The 11,812-nt window shown below is 72.4% G+C and carries 9 protein-coding genes and 2 pseudogenes; 3 read left to right on the top strand and 8 right to left on the bottom strand.

The genetic code is table 11. From position 1 onward, the window contains the following. Nucleotides 1–29 precede the first annotated feature (29 nt). The 7 genes and pseudogenes from HUV60_RS20235 to HUV60_RS20205 form a co-directional block, all read right to left on the bottom strand. Nucleotides 30–1,019 (bottom strand): nucleoside triphosphate pyrophosphohydrolase, encoded by a 990-nt coding sequence (locus HUV60_RS20235; protein WP_257848659.1) that lies wholly within the window; start codon nt 1,017–1,019, stop codon nt 30–32. Nucleotides 1,020–1,102: 83 nt separating this feature from the next. Continuing rightward, a complete protein-coding gene (locus tag HUV60_RS20230; RefSeq protein WP_257848658.1) occupies nt 1,103–1,753 on the bottom strand; it encodes a SurA N-terminal domain-containing protein in 651 nt (216 codons plus the stop codon). Between the two features lie 170 nt (nt 1,754–1,923). Continuing rightward, nucleotides 1,924–3,420, bottom strand: a complete 1,497-nt coding sequence (locus HUV60_RS20225; RefSeq protein WP_257850176.1) for a serine/threonine-protein kinase — start codon at nt 3,418–3,420, stop codon at nt 1,924–1,926. Nucleotides 3,421–3,458: 38 nt separating this feature from the next. Further along, nucleotides 3,459–4,115, bottom strand: a complete 657-nt coding sequence (locus HUV60_RS20220; RefSeq protein ID WP_257848657.1) for a hypothetical protein — start codon at nt 4,113–4,115, stop codon at nt 3,459–3,461. A gap of 227 nt (nt 4,116–4,342) precedes the next feature. Next, nucleotides 4,343–4,522: pseudogene (locus tag HUV60_RS20215) on the bottom strand (HNH endonuclease); the annotation flags it as partial. A gap of 56 nt (nt 4,523–4,578) precedes the next feature. After that, nucleotides 4,579–4,779: pseudogene (locus tag HUV60_RS20210) on the bottom strand (DUF6183 family protein); the annotation flags it as partial. 135 nt (nt 4,780–4,914) lie between these two features. After that, nucleotides 4,915–5,643, bottom strand: a complete 729-nt coding sequence (locus HUV60_RS20205; protein WP_443047535.1) for an HNH endonuclease family protein — start codon at nt 5,641–5,643, stop codon at nt 4,915–4,917. Between the two features lie 246 nt (nt 5,644–5,889). Here HUV60_RS20205 and HUV60_RS20200 point away from each other — a divergent pair, with 246 nt between their 5' ends. After that, complete coding sequence (locus tag HUV60_RS20200) at nt 5,890–6,081, top strand: antitoxin (RefSeq protein WP_257848656.1); 192 nt, start codon at nt 5,890–5,892, stop codon at nt 6,079–6,081. A 167-nt stretch (nt 6,082–6,248) separates the two neighbouring features. Here HUV60_RS20200 and mfd read toward each other — a convergent pair whose 3' ends face one another. Next, the gene (mfd, locus tag HUV60_RS20195) at nt 6,249–9,851 is read right to left on the bottom strand and encodes a transcription-repair coupling factor (RefSeq protein WP_257848655.1); all 3,603 of its coding nucleotides are present in this window, start codon (nt 9,849–9,851) and stop codon (nt 6,249–6,251) included. 210 nt (nt 9,852–10,061) lie between these two features. On the opposite strand from mfd, the gene HUV60_RS20190 reads away from it, so the two are divergent. After that, nucleotides 10,062–10,847: a class I SAM-dependent methyltransferase gene (locus HUV60_RS20190; RefSeq protein WP_257850174.1), complete on the top strand. Its 786-nt coding sequence runs from the start codon at nt 10,062–10,064 to the stop codon at nt 10,845–10,847. Nucleotides 10,848–11,228: 381 nt separating this feature from the next. After that, nucleotides 11,229–11,738, top strand: a complete 510-nt coding sequence (locus tag HUV60_RS20185; RefSeq protein WP_257848654.1) for a hypothetical protein — start codon at nt 11,229–11,231, stop codon at nt 11,736–11,738. The last annotated feature ends 74 nt before the right edge of the window (nt 11,739–11,812 follow it).

Genomic DNA, 11,812 nt, shown 5'->3' with positions numbered 1-11,812 from the left:
ACCCGGCGGAACCGGGGGCCGCGCCCTGCTTACTCCCCCACGCCCTCGGCGGCCCGTATCGCGTCCCGGTAGGCCCGGGCGGCCGCGCGCAGCGCCGCTTCCGGGTCGACGCCCTCCGCCTCGGCCCGCGCCGCGAGGCCGAGCAGTTCGTAGCCGATGCCCTCCGCCCGGGGCAGGGGGACGTCCAGGCCCCTCGTGCGGACGCGGGAGGCGAGTGTGGCGGCGAGGGCCAGTCCCGGCTGGCCGAGAGGGACGCCCTCGGTGACCGAGGTGCGCCGCTTCTCGACCGCCTTGGTACGCAGCCAGTGCTCCTTGACCTCCTCGGGGGTGGTCGCCGTCTCGTCGCCGAAGACGTGGGGATGGCGGTGGATGAGCTTGGCGACGATGCCGCCGGCCACGTCGTCGACGGAGAAGGGCTCCTCGGGGTGCTCCTCGGCTATCCGGGCGTGGAAGACGACCTGGAGGAGGACGTCGCCCAGTTCCTCACGCAGTTCGTCCCGGCCGCCCTCCTCGATCGCCTCGACGAGTTCGTAGGCCTCCTCCATGCCGTACTTCACCAGGCCCTCGTGGGTCTGCCGGGAGGACCAGGGGCACTCGGCGCGGATGCGGTCCATGACCTGGACGAGGTCGAGCAGGCGGGCACCCGGCAGGTCGTAGGAGGCGGGAAGCAGTTCCAGTTCCGGCATCGGGACGCGGCCGGCACCGGCGAGGCGGGCCAGGCCGTCGGTCAGGGCCGGCTCGCCCTCGCCGGTCGCCACGACCACCACCGTGCGCCCACCGGTGCAGGCGTCCACCAGCTCCCCGGCGGCCGGTGACGTCTCCTTGACCGGTATGCCCGCCTCCCGGAGATACGGCAGCTGCGGATGGGCACCGTCCGCGCACAGCACCGTGTCGGCCGCGCGCAGGGTCTGCCAGGCGGGCCAGGACAGCAGGCCGGGCGCGACGCGGTGGCTGGTGGTGAGCAGGACGATGCGGCCGGTCGGGGCCGCGGAGGGTGCCGCGGGGCTGGTTGCGTTCACGATCCGAAACTAACCCATGGCGCCGCCGGCCTCCGAAGGTTGTCCACAGAGGGCCGGCGCGGTGTGACAATAGGCCTGGCTGGTCAGGCGACCGGCTGGGCTGCGGCTTCCCCCGTGACGTCCCGTACCCACGGGGTCCTGGCGTCGACGCGGCTGCTCTTCTCGTCGTCCCAGGTGCCGTAGCGGGGGTTGAGGTTGACGTCGAGCTCCTTGCTCGCCTCGGACAGGGCCTGCCAGAACTCGGGTCTGCTGGTGTCGGTGCCGAGCCGCTGCGCGAGCTTCTGGGCCTGGAGCTGCAGGCGGAGGTTGTCGTCGAGCCGCTCCGGCGGGATGCCGTACTGCTGCAGCCAGGCCGTCTCCAGCGCCTCGGCCCCGCCGGCCTGTTCCTCCAGACCGGAGCGCATCTCCTGAACCTCCTTGGGGGTGACCGTCACACCGGCGTCGCCCGCGGCGCGCTCCAGCACCCGGTCCAGGACCATGCCCTGCAGGGTGTCGCGGGTGAGGCTGCCGGTGCGGGCGACGGCCTGCTTGTACTGGGCCTCGTCCGGCACCGCCTCCCGCTGGGCCGCGCGGATCTCGCCGACCCGGCTCTCCAGTTGCGACACCGTGATCCGCTGGCCGCCCACGACGGCCGCCGCCCCGGGACGGGCGTCGTTTCCGCAGGCGGTGAGCAGGGGGGCCGCCGCGGTGAGGGCGACGGTGAGGAGGAGCGCGGTGCGGCGACGGCGGTGCAAGGAAACCTCCTGGGGAAGCTTGTGCGGCGGTGCACAAAGTCCTGCGGTGATCGATGGTAGGCAGCGGCCGAGCTCTGGCCAACCCATTCGACCAACGATTCACCAGGACTTCCGGCACCGCCGCGCGCCCACCGGTCCGCCCGGGCGGCGGAAAAGGGCGTCCTGCCCCGCTATCCGCGCACCTGTCCCAGCCACTGCAGGGTCCGGCGGATCTCCTCGGCGAGCGGATGGCCGGGGCCCTGGGAGCGCTCCACGTCGTGCAGCAGCCGGGCCAGGGTCTCGTGCGCGGCCGGGCGGTCGCCGAGGGCCAGCAGGAGGTGGCCGATGCGGCGGCGGACGTCATGGGCGAGCTGCGGGTCACCCGCGGCCACGTACCGGTTCTCGTAGTACGGCAGCAGCGCCCGGTACGCGGAGAGCGCCGCCGCCGGCTGGCCGAGCTGCTCCAGGCACTGGGCGGCCTCGTAGCGGTAGCGCAGGGACTGCGGGTCGGCCTGGCCCGCCTCGGTGGCGCGTTCGTCGGCGAGGCGGCGCAGTTCGGGCAGCGCGCGCCGGTACTGGCCGTCGTCCAGGAGGGTGGCCGCGTACTGCTTGCGCAGGGTGCGGACGACCGGGGAGCGCTCGCCGTGCTGTTCGGCGGCGACGGGCAGGATGCCGCCGAGGACGTCCACGGCCTGGGTGATGCAGCCCTCGCCGAGCAGCCGCTTGACCTCGTCCACGGCCGCGGCGACGTCGGCCTTCCCCGCGACGGGCGCGAGCGGTGCGGCGGGGGCGGGCCGGGGCGCGGGGGTGCGCGCACGGTCCGGCCAGGGGGCGTGCGGACGCAGAAAGGGGCGCGTGGGGTCGAGGGGCGCTCCGGTGGGTGTGCCCCTCGACGGCAGCAGCAGCGACAGGTGCTCGTAGACCTCCTGGGCGGAGGCGGGGCGGTGCTGCGGGTCCTTGGCGAGCAGACGCAGGACCAGCGCCTCCAGGGCCTCGGGGACCTCCTGGCGGACCTGGCGCACCGGCTGCGGCGCCTCGTAGAGGTGCCGGTGCAGCACGCCGAGCGCCGTCGAGCCCGCGAAGGGCACATCACCGCTGAGCAGTTCGTGCAGCAGCACGCCGAGCGCGTACAGGTCCGTGTACGGTCCGACCACGCCGCCCATCGCCTGCTCCGGGGCCATGTAGGCGGGCGAGCCGATGGGCGAACCGGTGTGGGTCAGGCGCGTGGTGTCGCTGTCCATGACGGAGGCGACGCCCAGGTCGAGCACCGTGACGGTACCGTCCTGCCTCACCATCACGTTGCGCGGTTTGAGGTCACGGTGGACGATCGGCACGGCGTGCACCGCGCTCAGCGCGGCACACAGCTGCGCGGCCACCGCCACCGCCCACTGCCACGGGTACGGGGCGTGCTCGGCGAGGTGGTCGCCGAGGTCGGCGCCGTCGACGTGCTGCATGACGAGGAACAGTTCGTCGCCCTCGCTGCCCGCGTCGTGCACGGTGACCAGGCCGGGATGATCGACCTGCGCGGTCACCCGGCACTCACGCACGAAGCGGCGGCGCAGTTCGTCGGCCTCCTGGCCGGCCACCTTGTCCGGGCGCAGCAGCTTCACCGCGACCCGCCGGTCCAGCCGCTTGTCGTAGGCCGTCCAGACCTGCCCCATGCCGCCCTGCCCGATGAGCGTGGACAGCTCGTAGCGGCCGGCGACGACCCGTCCCGCCGTCACCCTCACCTGCCCCCCTGCTTGTTGCCGTCGCCCCGGCCGCCGTCGCTTCTGCGCAGGTAGTCGCTGAGCTCGTCGAGTTCGGCGCGCACCTGGTCGATCCGGGCCGGCCCGGGCTGCTGCGGCGACTGGGCCGGAGGTACCGGGGTGGGGGCCCCGTCGTGGTGCGGCACGGGCGGCCGGGGCATCTGCGGGGGCATGTTGGGCCGGGGCTGCGGCACCGGTGTGTGCGTGTACGGCGGCGTGGGCTGCGGGTAGCCGTAGGGGGCGGGGGCGCCGCCGTGCGCGTGCATCGTCGTGGCGTGGGGCGACGGGATGCCGTGCACCCCGTAATGGAGCAGCCGTTGGTGGTGGCGGATGTCCACGGTCAGGTAGTACACGGCCGCGCCTGCGCCCAGGAGCAGGAGACCGAAGAGGGCGACATCGGTCCGGGGGTCCGACTCCGGGAGCGAGCCGATCACCATCAGCAGGAAGAGGGAGAGCGGCAGGCTCACCCAGGCCATCAGCCAGTCGGGGAGGCGGCCCCGCAGGACCGCGACCCGGAACAGCGGCACGCAGGCCAGCAGCCCGCACGACAGGACGCCGGCGGCGGCGATCAGCACGCGCAGGGAGATGACCGTTGCCGTACTGCGCTGGGGCGGCGCCGCGCCGTGGCCGTACATGACTGCTCCTGGACCGGTGTAGCCGATGGGACGAGTGGTGCGAGTAGTACGAGGGGTACGAGCGCGCAAGTGACACGCGTGGTACGGGTGGTACGGGTGGTACGGGTGGGCGAAACCGCGCGAGCGGAAGGCGCCGGGAAGTCCGAGCGTATAGGCCGATGGGGACAACCGGTCCCGGTGTGTACCGAACCGTTGCCGACCGTTGCCGGCCGTTGCCGTCAGGGCGGTCAGCCGCCGCACTGCCGCAGCATCATCTCCTTGTCGTCGGCGGTCACCGGCATCTCGTACTTGACGGCGACCTGGGCGAAGCGGACCGCGTACGCGTACCGGACCCGTTTGCTGGGCGGCAGCCAGGCCGCGGGCCCCGAGTCGCCCTTGGAGGAGTTGGCGCCGCCGTCGACCGGGAGGCCGGGTGACCGGACGCCAGCAAGGATGCCGTGGAGTGATCCAACTCCCTTTGGGCGACTTCCGTCGAGGAGACCAGCCGCAGCGCCTGAACCACGTTCCCAGGGCCAGGATTGGTGGCCAGCAGCCGGAGCAGGTGGTCGAAGACGCTCCCGTACTGCCAGATCGGCCTGGGCTCGGAGCCGTACGCCCCGGCGAGCGCGATGCCGAGGTCCGCGATGAAGGCAGCGTCCCCTTGCGCCAGACGCCGGTCGGCCACCTGCCAGACGTCGGTGACGCTCTTCAGGCCCGGCGGCTCCGTCACGATCTTCTGTACGCGATCAGCCACGGCAACGGAGCATAGGCGTCCCGCAGCGCGGAAGCCACGGCATTTCCCCAGGTCATCGCAGCCCTCTCAGTCCCCACACTGCTTGAGCATCATTTCCTTGTCCGAGGCCGTCACTGGGAGCTCATATTTTTCCGCGACCTGCGCGAACCGCACCACGTAAGAGCACCGGATCGCCTTGTTCGACGGCAGCCAGGACGCCGGCCCGGAGTCACTCTTGGCGGAGTTCGCGGATCCCGAAACCGGCAGGAGGTTCAGCACGTCGTTGGCCAGCCGCTGCCGCTTCTCCTTGCTCCAGCGGGAGGCGCCCATCTGCCAGCTGTACGAGAGCGGCACCACGTGGTCTATCTGGACCTCGGCGGCTTTCGCCTTTTTCCAGGCGATGTCCTTGCCCGTGTACGGGTCGTACACGTCCATCGAGACGACCACGCAGTCGGAACCGGTACGGAACTCGACGTTGCGCCCGTGGAGTTTCAGCAAGTCGTTCCGCGTGTCGCAACCGTTGCGGGCGAACGGCACTCCGTCGGCCGTGTCCTTCCAGGCGTAGCCGAACTCGTCGCGGTCGTAACCCGTCTTCGGCCCGCGCCCCTTGGTTCGCACCGTCTCGATGAGTGCACGCCCGTCGGCCCGGTCCGCCTCCCCGGTCAGCGGGGTGAGGCCCGGTTCGGTGCCGTCCGGGTTGTCCAGGGGGCTGACGGCGCGTCCGTCCGGCGCCTGCGCCGCGCCGCCGCTCTCGGCGGGAGAACCGCTCCCCTCCTCCAGGACCTCGCAGCCGGCGAGGAGCAGTACGGCGGCCAGCGCCGCCACTCCCGCGCGTCCCGCCGCGCCCCGCGTCCCGCCTCGTGCCGCGCACGCCGAGAACGTCGTCGAGTACCGCCCCACGGCGCACCACCCCTTTGTCCCTCTGCACCCGTCCCCGAACGGCCGGATCGCACCTGGTCCCACCGTAGCCAGAGAGAGGTCCAGACCACATCGGTGCAAATCGAGCATCAAGGGATGATTCCGCGTAGGGTCGGTGCTGAGTCACCCGGGAAGGAGCTCCGGATGGGCATCCTCGACAAGTTCAAGAGCAACCGCTCGGTGCAGGACAAGGCGAAGAAGGCCTCCGACGCGGCGGAGAAGGAGATCAACAAGAGGACCGGCGGCAAGCACGAGAGCCAGGTCGACGCCGGACAGCGGCAGGCCGAGAAACGGTTCGGCCTGCACCGCGACCGGGGCCGCCACGACCAGGCGTAGACCCCGGGTCTCCTCGCTCAGCCGTCCGCCCTCACGTCACCGGAACCCGACGTGCCCCAGGACCGGGAACTGCCCACGGACCCCCTTCCCGTGGGCGGTTTCGCGGGTCCGCCGTTTCGTGTGTCCGCCGTTTCGTGTGTCCGGGGCCCGGAACGGGGCGGGGCCGGTCACGACCCCAGGACCGACGTCAGGAACTCCCCGACCCACGCCAGCAGCTCCCGGCCGACCAGCGGCTTCCCGCCCACCTTCGCGGTCTTCGGACGGGGCACCAGCACCTGGTGCGCGGTCGGTTTGATGACCGTGCCCGGGTAGAGCCGTTTGAGACGGAGTTCCTGGGACTCCCGCAACTCCACCGGCGCGAAACGGATGTTGTTGCCCTGCAGGACGATCTCGCCGACACCGCACGCGCGGGCGAGCATGCGCAGCCCCGCCACCAGCAGCAGGTTCTCCACCGGCTCCGGCAACGTGCCGTAGCGGTCGACGAGTTCCTCGCGCACCGCCGTGACGTCCTCCTCCTTGTCGGCGGCGGCGATCGCCCGGTACGCCTGCAGACGCAGCCGCTCGCCGGGCGCGTAGTCGTGCGGGACGTGCGCGTCGACGGGCAGCTCGATCTTGACCTCGAGCGGCGGCTCCTCCTGGATCCCGCCGGTCTCCAGCTGGCGCCGGTAGTCCGCGACGGCCTCGCCGACCATCCGGACGTACAGGTCGAAGCCGACGCCCGCGATGTGGCCCGACTGCTCGCCGCCGAGCAGGTTTCCGGCGCCGCGGATCTCCAGGTCCTTCATCGCCACGTACATGCCCGCGCCCATCTCGGTGTGCTGGGCGATCGTCGCGAGGCGCTCGTGCGCGGTCTCCGTCAGCGGCTTCTCCGGCGGGTACAGGAAGTACGCGTAACCGCGGTCCCGCCCGCGGCCGACCCGGCCGCGCAGCTGGTGCAGCTGGCTCAGGCCGAAGTTGTCGCCGCGTTCCACGATCAGGGTGTTGGCGTTGGAGATGTCGATGCCGGACTCGACGATCGTCGTCGACACCAGCACGTCGAACTTCCTCTCCCAGAAGTCGACGACGACCTGCTCCAGCGCCGACTCCGACATCTGTCCGTGGGCGGTCGCGATGCGCGCCTCGGGCACGATCTCGCGCAGCCGGGCCGCCGCGCGGTCGATCGACTCGACCCGGTTGTGGATGTAGAAGACCTGCCCCTCGCGCAGCAGTTCACGGCGGACGGCCGCGCCGATCTGCCGCTGGTCGTACGGGCCGACGAAAGTGAGCACCGGGTGGCGCTCCTCCGGCGGCGTGGTGATCGTCGACATCTCACGGATGCCGGTGACCGCCATCTCCAGGGTGCGCGGGATCGGGGTGGCGGACATGGTCAGCACGTCGACGTTGGCGCGCAGCTTCTTCAGCTGCTCCTTGTGCTCGACGCCGAACCGCTGCTCCTCGTCGACGATGACCAGGCCCAGGTCCTTGAACTTCGTCTCCGAGGAGAACAGCCGGTGGGTGCCGATGACGACGTCCACCGAGCCGTCCTTCAGCCCCTCGAGGACCGCCTTCGCCTCCGTGTCGCTCTGGAACCGGGACAGCGCCCGCACGTTCACCGGGAACTGCGCGTACCGGTCGCCGAAGGTCCCGAAGTGCTGCTGCACCAGCAGCGTCGTGGGGACGAGGACGGCGACCTGCTTGCCGTCCTGCACCGCCTTGAACGCGGCCCGCACCGCGATCTCCGTCTTGCCGTAGCCGACGTCGCCGCAGATCAGCCGGTCCATGGGGACCGTCTTCTCCATGTCCTCCTTGACCTCGGCGATGGTGGTGAGCTGGTCGGGCGTCTCCGCGTACGGGAAGGCGTCCTCCAGCTCGCGCTGCCAGGGCGTGTCCCCGCCGAAGGCGTGCCCGGGGGCTGCCATGCGCGCGCTGTACAGCTTGATCAGGTCGGCGGCGATCTCCTTGACGGCCTTCTTGGCGCGGGCCTTCGTCTTGGTCCAGTCGGCGCCGCCGAGACGGTGCAGGGTGGGCGCCTCGCCGCCGACGTACTTGGTGATCTGCTCCAGCTGGTCGGTGGGAATGTAGAGGCGGTCGCCGGGCTGGCCGCGCTTGGCGGGGGCGTACTCCACCACCAGGTACTCGCGGGTCGCGCCCTGCACGGTGCGCTGCACCATCTCGATGTAGCGGCCGACGCCGTGCTGCTCGTGGACGATGTGGTCGCCCGGCTCCAGGGTGAGCGGGTCGATGGTCTTGCGGCGCCGGGCCGGCATCCGGGCGCCCTCACGGCCGGACGCCTTCTGGCCGGACAGGTCGGTCTCGGTGAGCACGGCCAGTCCGAGCACCGGGTCGACGAAGCCGTTGTCGATGGAACCGCAGGCGACGTGGACGACGGCCGGGGCGATCTCGCCGAGCTCGCCCGTCCCCGCCTTCCCGTCGGCCGCCCCGGCCAGGCGGGCCGGGATGCCCTCGCCGCCCAGCACCTCCACGGTGCGGGCTGCCGGGCCGTGGCCCTCGGTGACGAACACCGTGCGCCAGCCGTCGGCCAGCCAGCTCTTGGTGTCGGCGAGCGCCCGCGCGGTGTCGCCCCGGTAGGCCTCCGGGGCGCGCATGCCGAGCTTGAGGGTGTCCGAGCCCTCCGCCCCGCCGCCGGCCCCGGCACTGCCGCCGTCGGACGCGAACGACTCGTCGGCGGCGAACGGCGACACCGACCACCACATCATCTCCAGCTCGCGGGCCCGTTCACGGATGTCCGCGATGGACCGCAGGGAGGCCGCGCCGACGTCGATCGGCGCCTCGCCGCCCCCTGCGGTGGCCGCCCAGGACGCCTGCAGGAACTCCTGCGAGGTCGCCACCAGGTCCGAGGCGCGGGTGCGCACCCGCTCCGGGTCGCACACGACGCCCATGCTGCCCTCGGGCAGGACGTCGAGGAGCAGTTCCATGTCGTCGACCAGAACCGGCGCGAGGGACTCCATGCCCTCCACCGCGATCCCCTCGGCGATCTTCCCGAGCAGCTCGCCCAGCTCCGGGTGCCGCTCGGCCAGCACCCGCGCACGCTCCCGTACGTCCTCGGTGAGCAGCAGCTCACGGCAGGGCGGGGCCCACAGGCCGTGCTCGGCCACCTCCAGGGAGCGCTGGTCGGCGACCTTGAAGTAACGGATCTCCTCGATGTCGTCGCCCCAGAACTCCACCCGGAGGGGGTGTTCCTCGGTGGGCGGGAACACGTCGAGGATGCCGCCGCGTACGGCGAACTCGCCGCGCTTCTCGACCAGCTCCACGCGCGCGTACGCGGCGGCGGCGAGCGCCTCGACCGTCTCGTTCAGATCGGCGCTCCCTCCGGTCCGCAGCGCGACCGGCTCCAGCTCGCCCAGACCCTTGACCTGTGGCTGGAGCACGGACCGTACGGGCGCGACGACGACCGACACCGGGCCCGTCTCCGGGTCGTCGGCGCGGGGGTGCGCCAGCCGGCGCAGCACGGCCAGCCGGCGTCCCACGGTGTCGCTGCGCGGGCTCAGCCGCTCGTGCGGCAGCGTCTCCCAGGACGGGTACTCCACGACCTCCTCGGGCGGGAGCATGGAGCGCAGGGCCGCCGCCAGGTCCTCGGCCTCCCGGCCGGTCGCCGTCACGGCCAGCACCGTACGGCCGGTCTCCCGGGCGAGGGCGGCGACCGCGAACGGACGGGCGGCGGAGGGGCCGACCAGGTCGACGTGCATGCGGTTGCCGTCGGCAGCCGCCGAGATCGCTTCCGCGAGGGCGGTGTCCTTGACGACGGCGTCCAACAGACCGTGCAGGCTCATTCGGAGCGGCTTCCCTTACGGAGAGGTGTGCAACACGACGGGCCCGGCACGCGCCGCGGGCCGGGGGTCTCCAGCGTACGACGACCGAGCCCGGCCCGCGGCGCGTGCCGGGCCCGTCCGGCTGCGGGCGGACGACGGACGGCAGGCGAGCGGCCCTCGTCGAGCCGCCCGTGTCGTCACAACCGGTAGATCGTCGACCCGGTCGTGACTATGGAAAGTTACGGCGATGTGCTCCTCTCCTCGGCACGCGACAACGAACGGGCACGTCTGGGCGGGCTCACCCGGGCCCTGGACCCTGTCTCCTTCCAAACCCTGCACGACCTCGGGGTCGAGCCCGGCTGGCGCTGCCTCGACGTCGGAGCGGGAACCGGTACCGTCAACTCCTGGCTGAGCCGGACCGTCCACGGGCCGGTCACCGCGCTCGACCGCGACAGCACGTTCCTGACGCGGAAGCGGTCGCACCTCGATGTCGTGCACGCCGACGTCAACGACACCGGCTTCCCTCCGGGCGAGTTCGACCTCGTCCACGCCAGGCTGCTGGTGAGGCACCTGCGGCAGCGGGAGGAACTGCTGCCCCGCATGCTGTCCTGGGTGCGGCCGGGCGGGCTGCTGGACCTCACCGACGGTGTCGCCCTGCATCCCGAGCAGTACCACCACCCCGCCTACCGGAAGGTGATGACGGGACACTTCCTTATGATGGCGAACGTGATCGGCAGCGACCTCCACTTCGCCTCCCGGTACCCGCGGATCCTCACGGACCTCGGACTGGCCAAGGTCGGTCTGCTCGCACACCATCCGATCATCGGGATGAATCCGGGGTTCGGCACCTTCGTCGCGCACACGCGCGAGCAGTGCGAGATCCACCTGCTGGCCGACGAGGTGCCCATGGCCACACTGGACGAGGCCATCGCCCACGTGCGCCGGCCCTCGACCCGGGAGATGTTCATCGCGATGCTGACGGCATGGGGCCGCAGACCGCACGAGGCCGCCCGGTAGGCCCGCACCGCTCCCGCGCACCCCTCCCGCGCTCCCCTGTGCTCCACCGCGCTCCGGAACGAGTCCTTCCGCATCCAGCGAAAGCAGGCCGCGTATCAGATGGCCACAGCTCCTCCTCACGCTCCACCCCCGGTCCCGCGCATGCTCCCGCGCCCGGTCCCGACCGGAGCATCGCCGAGTTCGCCTCGGCCCGCACGCGCATGCTCCTGGCGAGCGACGGCCTGACGACCGTCCTGCTCGAAGCGGTGGTGAAGGCACCCCTGCACGTCCGGATCACCCACACCGCCCGGCTGTCCACGCACGCCCTCGACGACTCCGCCCCCCGGTCCCGCGCCCGGTCCCGACCGGAGCATCGCCGAGTTCGCCTCGGCCCGCACGCGCATGCTCCTGGCGAGCGACGGCCTGACGACCGTCCTGCTCGAAGCGGTGGTGAAGGCACCCCTGCACGTCCGGATCACCCACACCGCCCGGCTGTCCACGCACGCCCTCGACGACTCCGCCCCCCGGGCGACGCTGGGTCTCGAGGCGGGCCGGCCGTGCCTGCTGCGCCGGACCCGGCTGGTCACGCCCACCGGTGTGCCCGTCTCCGCCAGCGTCGTGGTCGTCGCGGCCGGCCGCGACGCGGACGGGGACGGGGACGCGGCGATGCCGGCCCCGCGGCCCCTGGGGTACGCGCTGGCAGGCCGGGGCGGCCGGCCGGAGCGGCGGCTGCTCCACGTCGGCCGTGCCGCCTGGCCCGAGGCACCGGACGAGGCCTGCGCGTCGAAGACGTACGTGAGGTGCGACGCGGCCGGACCGCTGGTCTTCGTACGGGAGACGTTCAATCCCGCCTACTTTCCCGCCGGCACCGACGGGGCGGCCATCCCGTGCGAGGTGTGCGCCGGCGCGTAGGACCGGGGCCGGACGCCGTCGCCGTCACGTGGCCCCCGGGCGCCCCCGGCTCCCGCACGCGCGAAGCCACCCGG

It is taken from the genome of Streptomyces sp. KMM 9044, from assembly GCF_024701375.2.
Classification (GTDB): Bacteria; Actinomycetota; Actinomycetes; order Streptomycetales; family Streptomycetaceae; genus Streptomyces.
The sequence above is the reverse complement of the archived record's forward strand: the minus strand, read 5'-3'. Positions and strand labels throughout refer to the sequence as shown.